The organism is Streptococcus sp. HMSC077D04, assembly GCF_001808785.1.
GTDB lineage: Bacteria > Bacillota > Bacilli > Lactobacillales > Streptococcaceae > Streptococcus > Streptococcus mitis_BX.
The window spans coordinates 1,041-19,427 of record NZ_KV794458.1 but is presented as its reverse complement, the minus strand read 5'-3'; the positions used below and the strand labels follow the sequence as shown (position 1 = coordinate 19,427).

Here is an 18,387-nt window from a genome sequence, read left to right as displayed (position 1 = left end):
ATAAACCGACTGATTAGGTGGCTTACAGGTTCAGTAAGTCATCTTTTTTATTTGAAAAATAGCATAAAAATCTAGTTATCCGCATAAAAACTGGACTTATCACACTTTATCAAGGTCAAAACCACTCAATTTACTACTAATTTACTACTTATGAATGAGCTTTGATACGACGATTTATCCTTGAAAAGTGAAGATATAAAGATACTTCCAATAAAATTTGAATATTTAATAGGTAGACACTTCAAAAAATGAGGTGTCTATTTTTTTACCCGATTTTGAAAGGAAGTGAACTTATGAAAACAAAAAATCAAGAATCAAAAGGTCGTTCCCCACTCTTTAAGACCATCAAACATTCATTCAGCCAATAAAAAAGAAAGGATAGGTAAAAATATGGAACTTAAATTTGTGATTCCCAACATGGAAAAAACATTCGGCAATTTAGAATTTGCTGGCGAGGATAAAGTCGTTCAGCGAAGAATCAACGGACGGCTAACTGTCTTATCAAGAAGCTATAATCTCTATTCTGATGTTCAAAGAGCAGATGATATTGTGGTGGTGCTTCCTGCTGAAGCTGGCGAAAAACATTTCGGCTTTGAGGAACGTGTGAAGTTAGTCAATCCACGTATTACCGCAGAGGGCTACAAAATCGGCACTCGTGGTTTTACAAATTACCTTTTACATGCTGACGACATGATAAAAGAATAAAGAAAGAGAGGAAAAATGATGAGATTAGCAAATGGCATTGTATTTGATAAAGACACGACTTTTGGAGAATTGAAATTCTCTGCTCTACGTCGTGAAGTGAGAATCCAAAATGAAGACGGGTCGGTTTCAGATGAAATCAAGGAACGTACCTATGACTTAAAATCCAAAGGACAAGGACGCATGATTCAAGTAAGTATTCCTGCCAGCGTGCCTTTGAAAGAGTTTGATTATAACGCACGGGTGGAACTTATCAATCCCATTGCGGACACCGTTGCTACTGCCACCTATCAAGGAGCAGATGTTGACTGGTATATCAAGGCAGACGATATTGTGCTGACAAAGGATTCTAGTTCATTCAAAGCTCAACCACAAGCAAAGAAAGAACCGACACAAGACAAATAGTCGCTAGGTAGAAAGGAGACTTTTTCGCATGAAACAGCGTGGTAAAAGGATTCGCCCATCTGGTAAAGATTTAGTCTTTCATTTTACGATAGCGTCACTCCTGCCTGTTTTCCTGCTGGTTGTCGGACTGTTTCATGTGAAGACAATCCAGCAGATCAACTGGCAGGATTTTAACCTATCACAAGCAGATAAGATTGACATTCCCTATTTAATTATCAGTTTCAGTGTCGCAATTCTTATCTGCTTGCTGGTAGCGTTTGTATTCAAACGGGTTCGCTATGATACGGTTAAACAACTTTACCACCGTCAAAAACTGGCAAAGATGATACTTGAAAACAAGTGGTATGAATCTGAACAGGTCAAAACAGAGGGTTTCTTTAAAGATAGTGCTGGTCGTACAAAGGAAAAGATAACCTACTTCCCTAAAATGTATTATCGACTTAAAAATGGCTTGATACAGATACGGGTGGAAATCACGCTGGGAAAATATCAAGACCAACTCTTACACTTGGAAAAGAAATTAGAGAGTGGCTTGTACTGTGAGCTGACGGATAAAGAGTTAAAGGATTCCTATGTGGAATATACTTTGCTCTATGACACCATAGCCAGTCGTATTTCTATTGATGAAGTAGAAGCTAAAGATGGTAAACTTCGCTTAATGAAAAACGTATGGTGGGAATATGATAAGCTCCCTCATATGTTGATTGCTGGTGGTACAGGTGGCGGTAAAACTTACTTTATACTGACACTGATTGAAGCCTTGCTTCATACAGATTCAAAACTGTATATTCTTGACCCGAAAAATGCTGACCTTGCGGACTTAGGTTCTGTGATGGCAAATGTCTACTATAGAAAAGAAGACTTGCTTTCTTGCATTGAAACATTCTATGAAGAAATGATGAAACGTAGTGAGGAAATGAAGCAGATGAAGAACTATAAGACTGGCAAAAATTATGCTTACTTAGGTCTCCCGGCACACTTCTTAATCTTTGATGAATACGTCGCTTTCATGGAAATGCTGGGAACAAAAGAAAACACCGCAGTTATGAATAAGCTGAAACAGATTGTCATGTTAGGTCGTCAAGCTGGCTTCTTTCTAATACTGGCTTGTCAACGTCCAGACGCAAAATATTTAGGCGACGGAATCCGTGATCAGTTTAATTTCAGAGTGGCTTTAGGTCGTATGTCTGAAATGGGCTATGGCATGATGTTTGGCAGTGACGTACAAAAGGATTTCTTCTTAAAGCGAATCAAAGGTCGTGGCTATGTTGATGTAGGAACAAGTGTCATATCAGAGTTTTATACTCCCCTTGTACCAAAAGGATATGATTTCTTGGAGGAAATTAAAAAGTTATCCAACAGCAGACAGTCCACGCAGGCGACGTGCGAAGCGGAAGTCGCAGGTGTGGACTGATCTTGCTGGCTGGTGTGGCAATAGCCACGCCAGCACTTAACCCCCCGTATCTAACAGGGGGGTACAAATCGACAGGAAACAGTCAAAAAAACATTAGAAAATCCTTTGGTTACAAGGGATTTACAAAATTTCAGCGTATGTCAAATGGGCTTTAAAAGTTGACATACGCCTTTTTGATTGGAGGGATTTTTACTGAATGAACAAACTTGGTTACAGCATTTAAAAGAAAAACGCTTGGCTTATGGACTATCTCAAAACCGTTTAGCTGTTGCGACTGGTATTACAAGGCAGTATCTAAGCGATATTGAAACAGGAAAAGTCAAGCCATCAGAGGATTTACAGCAGTCCCTTTGGGAAGCTCTGGAACGCTTCAATCCCGACGCTCCCCTTGAAATGCTGTTTGATTATGTAAGGATTCGCTTTCCGACAACAGACGTACAGCAGGTGGTCGAAAACATCTTACAACTGAAACTGTCCTATTTTCTTCATGAGGACTATGGTTTCTATTCTTATTCAGAGCATTATGCTTTAGGCGACATATTCGTCCTTTGCTCCCATGAACTGGACAAAGGAGTTCTGGTGGAATTGAAAGGTCGTGGGTGCAGACAATTTGAAAGCTATCTTCTGGCACAACAAAGAAGCTGGTATGAGTTCTTTATGGACGTTTTGGTGGCTGGCGGTGTGATGAAACGCCTTGACCTTGCCATTAACGATAAGACAGGGATTTTGAATATCCCTGTACTCACTGAAAAGTGCCAACAGGAAGAATGTATCTCCGTCTTCCGCAGTTTTAAAAGCTATCGCAGTGGCGAACTGGTACGCAAAGAGGAAAAGGAATGTATGGGAAACACCCTCTATATCGGTTCATTACAAAGTGAAGTTTATTTCTGTATCTATGAAAAGGACTACGAGCAGTACAAGAAAAATGATATTCCCATTGAAGACGCAGAAGTAAAAAACCGTTTTGAGATTCGATTGAAAAATGAGCGTGCCTATTATGCAGTCCGTGATTTACTCGTCTATGACAATCCAGAGCATACCGCCTTTAAAATTATCAATCGGTATATCCGTTTTGTAGATAAAGACGATTCCAAACCTCGTTCTGATTGGAAACTGAATGAAGAATGGGCTTGGTTTATTGGGAACAATCGTGAACGATTAAAACTAACCACAAAACCAGAGCCTTACTCCTTCCAAAGGACGCTGAACTGGCTATCTCATCAAGTTGCCCCGACCTTAAAGGTTGCGATTAAACTTGATGAAATCAACCAGACGCAGGTTGTAAAAGACATTCTCGACCATGCGAAACTGACAGACCGACACAAGCAGATTTTGAAGCAACAGTCAGTAAAAGAACAGGACGTGATAACAACAAAAAAATAACTCAAATACAAATTCATTGAATATAGAGAGGAGAACATTTTTATGAATTTTGGACAAAACCTTTATAACTGGTTTCTATCAAACGCTCAATCACTGGTGCTTTTAGCAATCGTTGTGATTGGCTTGTATCTTGGCTTCAAGCGTGAGTTTAGCAAACTGATTGGCTTTTTAATTATTGCGATTATTGCGGTTGGCTTAGTCTTCAACGCTGCTGGAGTAAAAGACATTTTACTAGAGCTATTCAATCGCATTATTGGTGCTTAAATAAAACCGTTCTTTTGTGGAATATAAGTGGTTTTCTTATGTTCCGCAAAGGAATGGTACACCAAACGAAGTGCGGTAGGGATTTTTGAATCTCTACAAAGAAAGGACGTGAATATATGGACGATATGCAAGTCTATATTGCGAATTTAGGCAAATACAATGAGGGCGAATTGGTCGGTGCGTGGTTTACCTTTCCCATTGACTTTGAGGAAGTCAAAGAGAAAATCGGCTTGAATGATGAATATGAGGAATACGCCATTCATGACTACGAGTTACCCTTTACGGTTGACGAATACACTTCCATTGGCGAACTCAATCGACTATGGGAAATGGTATCGGAATTACCCGAAGAATTACAATCGGAGCTATCTGCTCTGCTCACTCATTTTTCAAGCATTGAAGAACTAAGCGAACATCAAGAGGATATTATCATTCATTCCGATTGTGATGATATGTATGACGTGGCACGCTACTACATTGAAGAAACGGGTGCTTTAGGCGAAGTACCAGCTAGTCTTCAAAACTATATTGATTATCAAGCCTATGGTCGGGATTTAGACCTTTCAGGAACGTTTATCTCAACCAATCATGGGATTTTTGAAATCGTCTATTAAATCTGTCGGTACATTACTACTGGCAGATTTTCTATTTTACGGGGTGGCTCAATCAGCTACCCCTATTTTTTATGAAAGGATTGATTACATGAAGAAAATACGAAGCTATACCAGTATCTGGTCTGTGGAAAAGGTACTGTATTCTATCAATGATTTTAGACTTCCGTTTCCCATAACCTTTACGCAAATGACATGGTTTGTCGTGTCACTCTTTGCAGTGATGATACTTGGCAACTTGCCCCCTCTTTCCATGATAGAGGGAGCATTTCTCAAATACTTTGGGATTCCTGTGGCTTTCACATGGTTTATGTCTACAAAAACTTTTGATGGTAAAAAGCCTTATGGATTTTTGAAGTCTGTCATTGCTTATGCACTGCGACCAAAGCTGACCTATGCAGGAAAAAAAGTAACGCTTGGCAGAAACCAGCCACAAGAAGCCATTACAGCAGTTAGGAGTGAATTTTATGGCATATCCAATTAAATACATTGAAAACAATCTCGTCTGGAATAAAGACGGGGAATGTTATGCTTACTATGAGCTTGTTCCTTACAATTACTCATTTCTAAGTCCAGAACAGAAAATACAAGTGCATGATTCTTTCAGACAGCTTATCGCACAAAATCGTGATGGCAAAATTCATGCTTTACAAATCAGTACAGAATCCAGCATACGTTCTGCACAAGAGCGTTCCAAAAATGAAGTCACTGGCAAGCTCAAAGCGGTTGCCTATGACAAAATCGACCAACAGACAGACGCTTTAATATCCATGATTGGCGAAAATCAAGTGAACTACCGTTTCTTTATCGGCTTTAAGTTGCTTCTCAACGATCAGGAGTTTTCTATGAAAAGTCTTACCGTTGAAGCAAAAAATGCTTTGTCTGATTTTGTCTATGATGTGAACCATAAGCTGATGGGCGATTTTGTTAGTATGAGTAATGATGAAATCCTGCGTTTTCAGAAGATGGAAAAGCTCTTAGAAAATAAAATCTCTCGTCGTTTCAAAATCCGCAGGTTAGATAAGGACGACTTCGGCTATCTGATTGAACACCTTTACGGACAGACAGGCACTGCCTATGAAGAGTATGAGTACCATCTATCAAAGAAAAAGCTGGATAATGAAACGCTGATTAAATACTATGACTTGATTAAGCCTACTCGCTGTTTGGTGGAAGAAAAACAGCGATATTTGAAAATCCAGCAGGAAGATGAAACCGTCTATGTAGCTTACTTTACCATTAACAGCATTGTCGGAGAACTGGACTTCCCGTCCTCTGAAATCTTCTACTACCAGCAACAGCAATTTACATTCCCGATTGATACGTCAATGAATGTGGAAATTGTAGCGAATCGTAAAGCCCTATCTACTGTCCGCAATAAAAAGAAAGAACTGAAAGACTTGGATAACCACGCTTGGCAAAGTGATAATGAAACCAGCTCCAATGTGGCGGAAGCTCTGGAAAGTGTGAATGAGCTGGAAACCAATTTAGACCAAAGCAAGGAATCTATGTACAAGCTGTCTTATGTGGTAAGGGTATCAGCAAATGATCTTGACGAACTCAAACGTCGTTGTAATGAAGTGAAAGATTTTTATGACGATTTAAGCGTAAAACTGGTACGACCATTTGGGGATATGCTCGGCTTACATGAAGAATTTTTACCTGCCAGCAAGCGTTATATGAATGATTATATTCAATACGTGACCTCTGATTTCCTCGCTGGTTTAGGTTTTGGTGCTACTCAAATGCTGGGGGAAAATGAGGGGATTTATGTTGGCTACAGCTTAGATACTGGACGCAATGTCTATCTGAAACCTGCTCTTGCCAGTCAAGGGGTTAAGGGTTCAGTAACCAATGCGTTAGCGTCGGCTTTTGTTGGTTCGCTGGGTGGTGGTAAATCCTTTGCGAATAACCTTATCGTCTATTATGCGGTGCTTTATGGGGCACAAGCAGTGATTGTAGACCCAAAAGCAGAACGTGGCAGATGGAAAGAAACCTTGCCAGAGATTTCCCATGAAATCAATATCGTCACTCTGACTTCTGATGAGAAAAACAAAGGCTTACTTGACCCTTATGTGATTATGAAAAATCCCAAAGATTCTGAATCACTGGCTATTGATATTCTGACATTCCTTACGGGGATTTCCTCTCGTGATGGGGAACGCTTCCCAATCCTTAGAAAAGCCATTCGTGCAGTAACCAATAGTGAAGTACGAGGGTTGATGAAAGTGATTGAGGAATTACGGGTTGAGAATACGCCACTAAGTACCAGTATAGCCGACCATATCGAAAGTTTTACAGACTATGACTTTGCACATTTATTATTCAGTAATGGTTATGTGGAGCAGTCTATCAGCTTAGAAAAACAACTGAACATTATACAGGTTGCGGACTTGGTACTTCCCGACAAGGAAACTTCCTTTGAGGAATATACCACTATGGAGCTTTTATCCGTTGCTATGCTGATTGTCATTAGTACCTTTGCTTTAGACTTTATCCATACAGACCGAAGCATTTTCAAGATTGTAGATTTAGACGAAGCATGGAGCTTTTTACAGGTAGCACAAGGAAAAACACTATCTATGAAGCTGGTTCGGGCTGGTCGTGCTATGAACGCTGGGGTATATTTCGTGACCCAAAATACAGACGACCTCTTAGATGAAAAACTGAAAAATAACCTCGGCTTAAAATTTGCATTTCGTTCCACTGACCTTAACGAGATTAAAAAGACCTTAGCCTTTTTTGGTGTAGACCCAGAGGACGAAAACAATCAGAAGCGATTGCGTGATTTGGAAAACGGGCAATGCCTTATCAGTGATTTATATGGTCGTGTCGGTGTGATACAGTTCCACCCTGTATTTGAAGAACTGCTCCATGCCTTTGATACCAGACCACCTGTGCGAAAAGAGGTGTAAATGTGAAACCATCAATAGTAAACAGAATAAAATCAAACTGGACGCTGAAACGTCTAGGTAAAGTGGCAATGACAGTGGCTTTCACACTTGTGATTGCCATTTTTCTTTTAGCCATGCTGGGAACGGTGGTTCAAGCTGCGGGCTTGGTAGATGATACGGTCAATGTGGCAAATGAATACAGCCGATACCCACTTGAAAACTATCAACTGGATTTTTATGTGGATAATAGCTGGGGCTGGCTTCCGTGGAACTGGTCGGACGGGATTGGAAAACAGGTCATGTATGGACTATATGCCATTACCAATTTTATTTGGACAATCAGTTTGTATGTTTCCAATGCGACAGGTTACTTAGTACAGGAAGCCTATTCCTTAGACTTCATTTCCGCTACAGCAGATTCCATTGGTAAGAATATGCAGACCTTAGCTGGTGTGAGTGCAAACGGATTTTCAACAGAGGGTTTCTATGTTGGATTCCTCTTACTCTTGATTTTGGTTCTTGGGGTTTATGTTGCCTATACGGGACTGATAAAGAGAGAAACCACAAAGGCAATTCATGCCATTATGAATTTTGTGCTGGTGTTTATCCTATCGGCTTCCTTTATTGCCTACGCTCCCGACTACATTAAAAAAATCAATGACTTTTCATCAGACATCAGTAATGCCAGTTTATCACTTGGCACGAAGATTGTCATGCCCCATTCCGATAGTCAAGGCAAGGACAGCGTGGACTTAATCAGAGATAGCCTGTTTTCCATACAGGTTCAGCAACCGTGGCTACTGCTTCAATACAACAGTTCAGACATTGAAAGTATCGGTATTGACCGTGTGGAAAGCCTGCTCTCCACCAGCCCAGATTCCAACAATGGCGAAGACAGAGAAAAAATTGTTGCGGAAGAAATTGAAGACAGAAGCAATACCAATCTAACCATTACAAAGACCATTAACCGTTTAGGTACAGTCTTCTTCCTATTTGTCTTCAATATTGGGATTTCCATATTTGTATTCCTATTAACAGGAATCATGATTTTCTCGCAGGTACTTTTTATCATCTATGCTATGTTTCTGCCTGTGAGCTTTATTTTAAGCATGATTCCATCATTTGATGGTATGTCAAAACGAGCCATAACAAAGCTCTTTAATACCATTTTGACACGAGCTGGAATCACATTGATTATTACGACAGCATTTAGTATTTCAACCATGCTCTATACCTTATCGGCTGGTTATCCGTTCTTTTTGATTGCTTTTCTACAGATTGTGACCTTTGCAGGAATCTACTTCAAGCTGGGCGATTTAATGAGTATGTTTTCTCTACAGAGTAACGATTCTCAAAGTGTGGGAAGTCGTGTGATGAGAAAACCTCGTATGCTTGTGCACGCTCACATGCACCGTCTACAGCGGAAACTTGGACGTTCCATGACTACTCTAGGGGCTGGGTCTGCCATTGTTACAGGTAAAAAAGGACAGTCGGGTTCGGGGAGTTCTGCAAGGACACAAGCAGATCACTCCCGACCAGACGGAAAGGAAAAATCAACACTTGGAAAACGTATCGGTCAAACCATCGGTACAGTAGCTGATACCAAAGACAGAATGGTAGACACTGCTAGTGGTTTGAAAGAACAGGTTAAAGATTTGCCGACCAATGCAAGATATGCAGTATATCAAGGAAAATCCAAAGTAAAAGAGAATGTCCGTGATTTAACCAGTAGTATTTCTCAAACCAAAGCGGACAGAGCCAGTGGACGCAAGGAACAGCAGGAACAAAGGCGAAAAACCATTGCGAAGCGTCGCTCTGAAATGGAACAGGTCAAACAGAAAAAACAGCCTGCTTCTTCTGTTCATGAAAGACCGACTACAAGACAAGAACAATATCATGATGAACAGACCTCAAAACAGTCTAATATTCAGACTTCATATAAGGAATCTCAACAAGCCAAACAAGAGCGTCCAGCAGTTAAGACCGATTTTTCAAGTCCAAAAGTGGAACGCCAAGGCAATACCGTTCAAGAAAAAACCGTTCAAAAGCCAGCAACTTCAACCACTACAGCAGATAGAACTTCACAACGTCCAATCACAAAAGAACGTCCGTCTACTGTTCAAAGAGTACCACTACAAAATACAAGAAGTAGACCACCAATCAAAACCGCCACCATTAAGAAAGTCGGTAAGAAACCATGAAGTTGAAAACTTTAGTGATTGGTGGTCCTGGATTATTCTTGATGGTCTTCTCACTGCTTCTGTTTGTTGCCATTTTATTTTCAGATGAACAGGACAGCGGAATTTCCAATATTCATTATGGAGGTGTGAATGTTTCCGCAGAAGTGCTGGCTCATAAGCCTATGGTAGAAAAATATGCCAAAGAATATGGCGTTGAAGAATATGTCAACATACTTCTTGCGATTATACAGGTGGAATCGGGCGGTACTGCGGAAGATGTTATGCAGTCCTCGGAATCCCTCGGTCTTCCACCTAATTCATTGAGTACAGAAGAATCCATTAAGCAAGGTGTGAAGTATTTCAGTGAATTATTAGCCAGTAGCGAAAGGCTCAGTGTAGATTTAGAATCGGTTATCCAGTCCTACAATTATGGTGGTGGTTTCTTAGGGTATGTGGCTAATCGTGGAAATAAATATACCTTTGAACTGGCTCAAAGTTTCTCAAAAGAGTATTCAGGTGGCGAAAAAGTGTCTTACCCCAATCCCATAGCCATACCTATCAATGGGGGCTGGCGATACAACTATGGCAATATGTTTTATGTGCAACTGGTAACGCAGTATCTTGTCACAACAGAGTTTGATGATGATACGGTACAAGCCATCATGGACGAAGCACTGAAATATGAGGGCTGGCGATTTGGTTTTCTTTCATTCTACCTATAACGCTGGCTCTTATATTACTCATGTTGGGATATACCTTGGCAATAACCGTATGTTTCATGCAGGCGACCCAATCGGTTATGCCGACTTAACAAGCCCCTACTGGCAACAGCATTTAGTGGGAGCAGGACGAATCAAACAATGAGAAAGGAAGATTTAATGATGAAATTTAGAAAAAATCAGAATAAAGAAAAACAGATACCAAAGGAAAAGAAACCTCGTGTCTACTATAAGGTCAATCCTCATAAAAAGGTTGTGATTGCCTTGTGGGTACTTTTAGGGCTTAGTTTCAGCTTTGCGATATTCAAGCACTTTACAGCTATAGATACTCATACTATTCACGAAACAACTATCATAGAAAAGGAATACGTTGATACTCATCATGTAGAAAATTTTGTAGAGAACTTTGCGAAAGTCTACTATTCATGGGAGCAATCCGATAAGTCCATTGATAATCGAATGGAAAGTCTAAAAGGCTATCTGACAGATGAACTTCAAGCTCTCAATGTTGATACAGTACGCAAAGATATTCCTGTATCGTCTTCTGTAAGAGGATTTCAGATATGGACGGTAGAGCCAACTGGCGACAATGAGTTTAATGTAACCTACAGTGTAGACCAGCTCATTACAGAGGGAGAAAATACAAAGACCGTCCACTCTGCTTATATAGTGAGTGTCTATGTAGATGGTTCTGGAAATATGGTACTGGTTAAGAATCCGACCATTACCAACATACCTAAGAAATCAAGTTATAAACCAAAAGCCATTGAAAGTGAGGGGACGGTTGATTCCATTACAACCAATGAAATCAATGAGTTTTTAACGACGTTCTTCAAGCTCTATCCTACAGCGACAGCCAGTGAACTTTCCTACTATGTGAATGACGGGATATTAAAACCAATCGGAAAAGAGTACATCTTTCAAGAACTGGTAAATCCTATTCACAATCGTAAGGATAATCAAGTCACGGTATCGCTGACAGTGGAGTATATCGACCAGCAGACCAAAGCAACGCAGGTATCTCAATTTGATTTGGTACTTGAAAAGAACGGGAGTAATTGGAAGATTATAGAATAACAAATATTGGTACATTATTACAGCTATTTTGTAATCACGTACTCTCTTTGATAAAAAATTGGAGATTCCTTTACAAATATGCTCTTATGTGCTATTATTTAAGTATCTATTTAAAAGGAGTTAATAAATATGCGGCAAGGTATTCTTAAATAAACTGTCAATTTGATAGTGGGAACAAATAATTGGATGTCCTTTTTTAGGAGGGCTTAGTTTTTTGTACCCAGTTTAAGAATACCTTTATCATGTGATTCTAAAGTATCCGGAGAATATCTGTATGCTTTGTATGCCTATGGTTATGCATAAAAATCCCAGTGATAAAAGTATTTATCACTGGGATTTTTATGCCCTTTTGGGTTTTTGAATGGAGGAAAATCACATGAAAATTATTAATATTGGAGTTTTAGCTCATGTTGATGCAGGAAAAACTACCTTAACAGAAAGCTTATTATATAACAGTGGAGCGATTACAGAATTAGGAAGCGTGGACAAAGGTACAACGAGGACGGATAATACGCTTTTAGAACGTCAGAGAGGAATTACAATTCAGACAGGAATAACCTCTTTTCAGTGGGAAAATACGAAGGTGAACATCATAGACACGCCAGGACATATGGATTTCTTAGCAGAAGTATATCGTTCATTATCAGTTTTAGATGGGGCAATTCTACTGATTTCTGCAAAAGATGGCGTACAAGCACAAACTCGTATATTATTTCATGCACTTAGGAAAATGGGGATTCCCACAATCTTTTTTATCAATAAGATTGACCAAAATGGAATTGATTTATCAACGGTTTATCAGGATATTAAAGAGAAACTTTCTGCCGAAATTGTAATCAAACAGAAGGTAGAACTGTATCCTAATATGTGTGTGACGAACTTTACCGAATCTGAACAATGGGATACGGTAATAGAGGGAAACGATGACCTTTTAGAGAAATATATGTCCGGTAAATCATTAGAAGCATTGGAACTCGAACAAGAGGAAAGCATAAGATTTCAGAATTGTTCTCTGTTCCCTCTTTATCATGGAAGTGCAAAAAACAATATAGGGATTGATAACCTTATAGAAGTGATTACGAATAAATTTTATTCATCAACACATCGAGGTCAGTCTGAACTTTGCGGAAAAGTTTTCAAAATTGAGTATTCGGAAAAAAGACAGCGTCTTGCATATATACGTCTTTATAGTGGCGTACTGCATTTGCGAGATTCGGTTAGAATATCGGAAAAGGAAAAAATAAAAATTACAGAAATGTATACTTCAATAAATGGTGAATTATGTAAAATCGATAAGGCTTATTCCGGGGAAATTGTTATTTTGCAGAATGAGTTTTTGAAGTTAAATAGTGTTCTTGGAGATACAAAGCTATTGCCACAGAGAGAGAGAATTGAAAATCCCCTCCCTCTGCTGCAAACGACTGTTGAACCGAGCAAACCTCAACAAAGGGAAATGTTACTTGATGCACTTTTAGAAATCTCCGACAGTGACCCGCTTCTGCGATATTATGTGGATTCTGCGACACATGAAATCATACTTTCTTTCTTAGGGAAAGTACAAATGGAAGTGACTTGTGCTCTGCTGCAAGAAAAGTATCATGTGGAGATAGAAATAAAAGAGCCTACAGTCATTTATATGGAAAGACCGTTAAAAAAAGCAGAGTATACCATTCACATCGAAGTTCCACCGAATCCTTTCTGGGCTTCCATTGGTCTATCTGTAGCACAGCTTCCATTAGGGAGCGGAGTACAGTATGAGAGCTCGGTTTCTCTTGGATACTTAAATCAATCGTTTCAAAATGCAGTTATGGAGGGGATACGCTATGGCTGTGAACAAGGATTGTATGGTTGGAATGTGACGGACTGTAAAATCTGTTTTAAGTATGGCTTATACTATAGCCCTGTTAGTACCCCAGCAGATTTTCGGATGCTTGCTCCTATTGTATTGGAACAAGTCTTAAAAAAAGCTGGAACAGAATTGTTAGAGCCATATCTTAGTTTTAAAATTTATGCGCCACAGGAATATCTTTCACGAGCATACAACGATGCTCCTAAATATTGTGCGAACATCGTAGACACTCAATTGAAAAATAATGAGGTCATTCTTAGTGGAGAAATCCCTGCTCGGTGTATTCAAGAATATCGTAGTGATTTAACTTTCTTTACAAATGGACGTAGTGTTTGTTTAACAGAGTTAAAAGGGTACCATGTTACTACCGGTGAACCTGTTTGCCAGCCCCGTCGTCCAAATAGTCGGATAGATAAAGTACGATATATGTTCAATAAAATAACTTAGTGTATTTTATGTTGTTATATAAATATGGTTTCTTGTTAAATAAGATGAAATATTTTTTAATAAAGATTTGAATTAAAGTGTAAAGGAGGAGATAGTTATTATAAACTACAAGTGGATATTGTGTCCTGTATGTGGAAATAAAACACGATTAAAGATAAGGGAAGATACTGAATTAAAAAAATTCCCCCTCTATTGTCCGAGATGCAGACAAGAAAATTTAATTGAAATAAAGCAGTTCAAAGTAACTGTGATTACAGAGCCAGACGCAAAGACGCAGAGCCGATAAAATGAGATTAATACAATCTCATTTTATCGGCTCTTTCCGTTATGTATGGATTCTTTTAATTAGTCTTCGATGTTTCTTGCTTCGTTGATACCGCTGGCTAAAGATTCCATTAAGGATAGTTCTTTGTCTGTAAAGCTATCCATGTATTTCTCTATCTGTAATCGTCGGGTGCTTTTTACCAAGTTATTAGCAGGTAAGAAAAATTCATCAACGGAAACATGAAGTAACGATACAAGGTCATAAAGAACTTGTATGCTGGGGTGTTGCCCTTTATTTTCAATATTAGTTAAGTACCGTGGGTCAATTTCAATCAATGCTCCCACTTGTTCACGAGTTAAACCTCGTTTCAATCGAGCTTCTTTAATGGCTAAACCAAAGGCTCTAAAATCATATTTATCTTCTTTTTTACGCATAGTAGACCACCTCTATACATTTTATTGTCCCTACTGAATTAAAAACAGGTATAGAAAAACGTGTTATATGGTTTATAGGTTTATATTTAATAAAAAGCACTACTAAACGCCAATAAAAAAAACCGTTATATGGTAGTGCTATTTACGCTGTTAAAATATTGTATATTACTTCCAAATGGCGGTTTGTTGGAGGTCAACGTCGCCATGAAGTACATCATATACAATAAATTTCCTTACATTGGGTTCTTGTCAAAAAAAGTCGTCTATCTGCAATAGATAAGTACGTCCACCAATGTGGTTTTATAAATCATATAGATAGAGTAAACAGAGAAATAAATCTGTTTATATGCTTTTTTGGCTATTCAGAACTTTTTTACAAAGTTTATTTATCAGTAATGCAACAAATCCCCCTTTCACATTGGGACTAAGAGTGAAAGGAGATAAACGAGCAAGGCTCACTTCCTTTCCTAGACAGAAAGGGGGTGAGAAACATGAAACCATCTTCTTTTCAGACCACAATAGAAAATCAGTTTGACTATATCTGTAAACGTGCTATGGAAGACGAGCGAAAGAATTATATGCTTTATCTTTCAAGGATTGCAAAGCGTGAGGTGTCCTTTTCGGATGTTGGCGATTATCTTGTTAGCCAGTTTGCGACAACAGATAACTATTCAACTGACTTTCAGATTTTTACACTCAATGGGTTATCAGTAGGCGTTGAAAATGATTTGTTGAGTGAAGCATTACGTGAGTTGCCAGACAAGAAACGTGAAATTCTACTGCTGTTTTACTTTATGGACATGAGCGATTCAGAAATTGCAGACCTGTTGAAATTGAACCGTTCTACTGTCTATCGGCATAGAACCAGTGGACTAGCCTTAATTAAAAAGTTTATGGAGGAATTTGAAGAATGAAAACACAATATCCTATGATTCCCTTTCCTCTCATTGTAAAGGCAACAGATGGCGATACCGAAGCGATTAACCAGATTCTACATCATTACAGAGGGTACATAACGAAGCGTTCCCTACGACTTATGAAAGATGAATATGGCAATCAAAGTATGGTCGTTGATGAAGTCTTACGTGGAAGAATGGAAACCAGACTGATTACAAAGATTTTGTCATTTGAAATTAAGTAATATCCTCTCTCCTTTCGTGGAAGCGTGCTAAACCATTCCACGCTTCCCGAACAGGGAGGTTTGTTATTCCACCAAAGCATATTGAGCTTTCAATGTGTTTTGATAGGCTAACGAGCCATTGTTCTTTGAAAACTGAATAAAAGTAATCGAATACGTTTCGATAAGAAAAGAGCCAACGGAACTAACCGCCATGACCTATCTTATAAAGATAGCGAGCGATTCATGTTAGTGATCCGAGAAGCAATCTTTAGCAGGATTGCCTGCAACGACATTCTTATCGTGATAATGATACTCCCATACAGTCAATAGTCCGAGCGTGATAAAACCGTCGCAGGCAATGAGTATGGCTACATGAGAACCATGCAGGGGTGGAACTCCCGTGAGCTTTGCTAAAGCTGTTCGATTGCTGGTAAAACAACTTTTATGAAATCCAAATAAGTGATTTGGAAAGGAGGATTTTATGAAGCAGACTGACATTCCTATTTGGGAACGTTATACCCTAACCATTGAAGAAGCGTCAAAATATTTTCGTATTGGCGAAAACAAGCTACGACGCTTGGCAGAGGAAAATAAAAATGCAAATTGGCTGATTATGAATGGCAATCGTATTCAGATTAAACGAAAACAATTTGAAAAAATTATAGATACATTGGACGCAATCTAGCGTCGCCAAAGGGTCTTGTATATGATAAAATAGTATTAAGTCGTATCAAGGCTCTTTCCATAAAGGAAAGGAGCAAATGCCATGTCAGAAAAAAGACGTGACAATAAAGGTCGAATCTTAAAGACTGGAGAGAGCCAACGAAAAGACGGAAGATACTTATAAAAATATATAGATTCATTTGGAGAACCGCAATTTGTTTACTCGTGGAAACTTGTGGCTACAGACCGAGTACCAGCAGGAAAGCGTGATTGTATCTCACTTAGAGAGAAAATCGCAGAGTTACAGAAAGACATTCATGATGGTATTGATGTTGTAGGAAAGAAAATGACACTCTGCCAGCTTTACGCAAAACAGAACGCTCAAAGACCAAAGGTTAGAAAAAACACTGAAACTGGACGCAAATATCTTATGGATATTTTGAAGAAAGACAAGTTAGGTGTAAGAAGTATTGACAGTATTAAGCCATCAGACGCTAAAGAATGGGCTATTAGAATGAGTGAAAATGGTTATGCTTATCAAACCATCAATAACTACAAACGTTCTTTAAAGGCTTCATTCTATATTGCTATACAAGATGATTGTGTTCGGAAGAATCCATTTGACTTTCAACTGAAAGCAGTTCTTGATGATGATACTGTCCCTAAGACCGTACTAACAGAAGAACAGGAAGAAAAACTGTTAGCCTTTGCAAAAGCTGATAAAACCTACAGCAAAAATTATGATGAAATTCTGATACTCTTAAAAACAGGTCTTCGTATTTCAGAGTTTGGTGGTTTGACACTTCCAGATTTAGATTTTGAGAATCGTCTTGTCAATATAGACCATCAGCTATTGAGAGATACTGAAATTGGGTACTACATTGAAACACCAAAGACCAAAAGTGGCGAACGTCAAGTTCCTATGGTTGAAGAAGCCTATCAAGCATTTAAGCGAGTGTTAGCGAATCGAAAGAATGATAAGCGTGTTGAGATTGATGGATATAGTGATTTCCTCTTTCTTAATAGAAAGAACTATCCAAAAGTGGCAAGTGATTACAACGGCATGATGAAAGGTCTTGTTAAGAAATACAATAAGTATAACGAGGATAAATTGCCACACATCACTCCACATAGTTTGCGACATACATTCTGTACCAACTATGCAAATGCAGGAATGAATCCAAAGGCATTACAGTACATTATGGGACATGCTAATATAGCCATGACGCTGAACTATTACGCACATGCAACATTCGATTCTGCAATGGCAGAAATGAAACGCTTGAATAAAGAGAAGCAACAGGAGCGTCTTGTTGCTTAGTAGTACAAATGAATTTACTACTTATTTACCACTTCTGACAGCTAAGACATGAGGAAATATGCAAAGAAACGTGAAGTATCTTCCTACAGTAAAAATACTCGAAAGCACATAGAATAAGGCTTTACGAGCATTTAAGAAAATATAAAAAGATAATTAGAAATTTATACTTTGTTTAATATAAAAAACAGTAAGAAAGCGTAAAAAATCAATTCCTGTACTAGCGTGTAATTGAAATTTTTTAGTTTTGGCGTTAGAACTGTTTCCTCAGTCCTAGCCCCTTCTCTTTTTGATAAGTATGCTTGGCAGAAAGTAGTTTGTAAATGATTCTGAGAATCTTATGAGCATAAGCAATGACGGCCTTCATCTTGCTTACTCTTTGGGAAATTCGATTATAAAAAAAAGAAAAAGCTGGATCCTTGGAATGTGCTGCAATTAATCCCGACATGGTCAAAGCCTGTTTTATTTAGCGATTTCCTTGCGTGATGTGTGAGGATTTTTTAATGCCAGCACTATAGGCTAAACATCTTTTTCTGTCATGAGTTAGCAGGCTCTGCCTGATTAGAGTTTTACATGTAATCTATTTTAATAGTAATGTTTTATCATTTTCAGGAGAACGCAGTTTTGGCTCGTTCTCTTTTT

Annotated in this window: 18 protein-coding genes and 3 pseudogenes; 19 read left to right on the top strand and 2 right to left on the bottom strand. The window is 38.7% G+C overall.

Features of this window, described 5'->3' with window-relative positions:
• Positions 1-390: 390 nt before the first annotated feature.
• The 15 genes and pseudogenes from HMPREF2701_RS00285 (at position 391) to HMPREF2701_RS10460 (ending at position 14,231) form a co-directional block, all read left to right on the top strand.
• Entirely contained in the window at positions 391-705 is a 315-nt protein-coding gene (locus HMPREF2701_RS00285; protein WP_000420682.1) for a YdcP family protein, read from the top strand.
• A 15-nt stretch (positions 706-720) separates the two neighbouring features.
• Positions 721-1,107: a YdcP family protein gene (locus HMPREF2701_RS00280; RefSeq protein WP_070481749.1), complete on the top strand. Its 387-nt coding sequence runs from the start codon at positions 721-723 to the stop codon at positions 1,105-1,107.
• A gap of 28 nt (positions 1,108-1,135) precedes the next feature.
• The gene (locus HMPREF2701_RS00275) at positions 1,136-2,521 is read left to right on the top strand and encodes an FtsK/SpoIIIE domain-containing protein (protein ID WP_000813488.1); all 1,386 of its coding nucleotides are present in this window, start codon (positions 1,136-1,138) and stop codon (positions 2,519-2,521) included.
• A 2-nt stretch (positions 2,522-2,523) separates the two neighbouring features.
• Positions 2,524-2,676 (top strand): hypothetical protein, encoded by a 153-nt coding sequence (locus tag HMPREF2701_RS10470; protein ID WP_000879507.1) that lies wholly within the window; start codon positions 2,524-2,526, stop codon positions 2,674-2,676.
• Between the two features lie 22 nt (positions 2,677-2,698).
• Positions 2,699-3,904, top strand: a complete 1,206-nt coding sequence (mobT, locus tag HMPREF2701_RS00270; RefSeq protein WP_000398284.1) for a MobT family relaxase — start codon at positions 2,699-2,701, stop codon at positions 3,902-3,904.
• Between the two features lie 42 nt (positions 3,905-3,946).
• Complete coding sequence (locus HMPREF2701_RS00265; protein WP_001009056.1) at positions 3,947-4,168, top strand: hypothetical protein; 222 nt, start codon at positions 3,947-3,949, stop codon at positions 4,166-4,168.
• A 116-nt stretch (positions 4,169-4,284) separates the two neighbouring features.
• A complete protein-coding gene (locus HMPREF2701_RS00260) occupies positions 4,285-4,782 on the top strand; it encodes an antirestriction protein ArdA (RefSeq protein WP_000342539.1) in 498 nt (165 codons plus the stop codon).
• 88 nt (positions 4,783-4,870) lie between these two features.
• The gene (locus tag HMPREF2701_RS00255) at positions 4,871-5,263 is read left to right on the top strand and encodes a conjugal transfer protein (protein ID WP_000723888.1); all 393 of its coding nucleotides are present in this window, start codon (positions 4,871-4,873) and stop codon (positions 5,261-5,263) included.
• Entirely contained in the window at positions 5,247-7,694 is a 2,448-nt protein-coding gene (locus HMPREF2701_RS00250; protein WP_000331160.1) for a conjugal transfer ATPase TcpF, read from the top strand. The genes HMPREF2701_RS00255 and HMPREF2701_RS00250 overlap by 17 nt, the downstream gene beginning before the upstream one ends.
• 2 nt (positions 7,695-7,696) lie before the next feature.
• On the top strand, positions 7,697-9,874 hold the full coding sequence (locus tag HMPREF2701_RS00245) for a CD3337/EF1877 family mobilome membrane protein (protein ID WP_070481748.1): 2,178 nt from the start codon (positions 7,697-7,699) through the stop codon (positions 9,872-9,874).
• Positions 9,871-10,717: pseudogene (locus HMPREF2701_RS00240) on the top strand (lysozyme family protein). The gene HMPREF2701_RS00245 and the pseudogene HMPREF2701_RS00240 overlap by 4 nt, the downstream one beginning before the upstream one ends.
• On the top strand, positions 10,714-11,649 hold the full coding sequence (locus tag HMPREF2701_RS00235) for a conjugal transfer protein (protein ID WP_001224320.1): 936 nt from the start codon (positions 10,714-10,716) through the stop codon (positions 11,647-11,649). The pseudogene HMPREF2701_RS00240 and the gene HMPREF2701_RS00235 overlap by 4 nt, the downstream one beginning before the upstream one ends.
• Before the next feature lie 313 nt (positions 11,650-11,962).
• Positions 11,963-12,010: pseudogene (locus HMPREF2701_RS11665) on the top strand (hypothetical protein); the annotation flags it as partial.
• 15 nt (positions 12,011-12,025) lie between these two features.
• Positions 12,026-13,945: a tetracycline resistance ribosomal protection protein Tet(M) gene (gene tet(M), locus HMPREF2701_RS00230; protein ID WP_050072437.1), complete on the top strand. Its 1,920-nt coding sequence runs from the start codon at positions 12,026-12,028 to the stop codon at positions 13,943-13,945.
• Positions 13,946-14,063: 118 nt separating this feature from the next.
• Positions 14,064-14,231 carry a cysteine-rich KTR domain-containing protein gene (locus HMPREF2701_RS10460; protein WP_083281696.1) on the top strand — a complete coding sequence of 56 codons (168 nt, stop codon included), beginning with the start codon at positions 14,064-14,066 and terminating at the stop codon, positions 14,229-14,231.
• A 59-nt stretch (positions 14,232-14,290) separates the two neighbouring features.
• Here the strand turns inward: HMPREF2701_RS10460 and HMPREF2701_RS00225 are convergent, their stop codons facing one another.
• On the bottom strand, positions 14,291-14,644 hold the full coding sequence (locus HMPREF2701_RS00225) for a helix-turn-helix transcriptional regulator (protein ID WP_001227347.1): 354 nt from the start codon (positions 14,642-14,644) through the stop codon (positions 14,291-14,293).
• A gap of 491 nt (positions 14,645-15,135) precedes the next feature.
• On the opposite strand from HMPREF2701_RS00225, the gene HMPREF2701_RS00220 reads away from it, so the two are divergent.
• Together HMPREF2701_RS00220 and HMPREF2701_RS00215 are read left to right on the top strand one after the other, a co-directional pair.
• On the top strand, positions 15,136-15,558 hold the full coding sequence (locus HMPREF2701_RS00220) for a sigma-70 family RNA polymerase sigma factor (protein ID WP_000804885.1): 423 nt from the start codon (positions 15,136-15,138) through the stop codon (positions 15,556-15,558).
• On the top strand, positions 15,555-15,785 hold the full coding sequence (locus HMPREF2701_RS00215) for a helix-turn-helix domain-containing protein (RefSeq protein ID WP_000857133.1): 231 nt from the start codon (positions 15,555-15,557) through the stop codon (positions 15,783-15,785). The genes HMPREF2701_RS00220 and HMPREF2701_RS00215 overlap by 4 nt, the downstream gene beginning before the upstream one ends.
• 225 nt (positions 15,786-16,010) lie before the next feature.
• On the opposite strand, the gene HMPREF2701_RS11350 is transcribed toward HMPREF2701_RS00215, so the two are convergent.
• Complete coding sequence (locus HMPREF2701_RS11350) at positions 16,011-16,262, bottom strand: hypothetical protein (RefSeq protein ID WP_001845478.1); 252 nt, start codon at positions 16,260-16,262, stop codon at positions 16,011-16,013.
• Here HMPREF2701_RS11350 and HMPREF2701_RS00210 point away from each other — a divergent pair.
• Positions 16,246-16,449 carry an excisionase gene (locus HMPREF2701_RS00210; protein ID WP_000814511.1) on the top strand — a complete coding sequence of 68 codons (204 nt, stop codon included), beginning with the start codon at positions 16,246-16,248 and terminating at the stop codon, positions 16,447-16,449. The two genes, HMPREF2701_RS11350 and HMPREF2701_RS00210, sit on opposite strands and share 17 nt — an antisense overlap.
• An 81-nt stretch (positions 16,450-16,530) precedes the next feature.
• A pseudogene (locus tag HMPREF2701_RS00205) lies at positions 16,531-17,748 on the top strand (tyrosine-type recombinase/integrase).
• The last annotated feature ends 639 nt before the right edge of the window (positions 17,749-18,387 follow it).

Bases quoted from the DNA above. Each gene is read 5' to 3' on its own strand.
- HMPREF2701_RS00285 (WP_000420682.1), top strand. From the start codon at position 391: ATGGAACTTAAATTTGTGATTCCCAACATGGAAAAAACATTCGGCAAT.
- HMPREF2701_RS00280 (WP_070481749.1), top strand. From the start codon at position 721: ATGATGAGATTAGCAAATGGCATTGTATTTGATAAAGACACGACTTTT.
- HMPREF2701_RS00275 (WP_000813488.1), top strand. From the start codon at position 1,136: ATGAAACAGCGTGGTAAAAGGATTCGCCCATCTGGTAAAGATTTAGTC.
- HMPREF2701_RS00265 (WP_001009056.1), top strand. From the start codon at position 3,947: ATGAATTTTGGACAAAACCTTTATAACTGGTTTCTATCAAACGCTCAA.
- HMPREF2701_RS00260 (WP_000342539.1), top strand. From the start codon at position 4,285: ATGGACGATATGCAAGTCTATATTGCGAATTTAGGCAAATACAATGAG.
- HMPREF2701_RS00255 (WP_000723888.1), top strand. From the start codon at position 4,871: ATGAAGAAAATACGAAGCTATACCAGTATCTGGTCTGTGGAAAAGGTA.
- HMPREF2701_RS00250 (WP_000331160.1), top strand. From the start codon at position 5,247: ATGGCATATCCAATTAAATACATTGAAAACAATCTCGTCTGGAATAAA.
- HMPREF2701_RS00235 (WP_001224320.1), top strand. From the start codon at position 10,714: ATGAGAAAGGAAGATTTAATGATGAAATTTAGAAAAAATCAGAATAAA.
- HMPREF2701_RS00225 (WP_001227347.1), bottom strand. From the start codon at position 14,644: ATGCGTAAAAAAGAAGATAAATATGATTTTAGAGCCTTTGGTTTAGCC.
- HMPREF2701_RS00220 (WP_000804885.1), top strand. From the start codon at position 15,136: ATGAAACCATCTTCTTTTCAGACCACAATAGAAAATCAGTTTGACTAT.
- HMPREF2701_RS00215 (WP_000857133.1), top strand. From the start codon at position 15,555: ATGAAAACACAATATCCTATGATTCCCTTTCCTCTCATTGTAAAGGCA.
- HMPREF2701_RS00210 (WP_000814511.1), top strand. From the start codon at position 16,246: ATGAAGCAGACTGACATTCCTATTTGGGAACGTTATACCCTAACCATT.
- HMPREF2701_RS11350 (WP_001845478.1), bottom strand. From the start codon at position 16,262: ATGTCAGTCTGCTTCATAAAATCCTCCTTTCCAAATCACTTATTTGGA.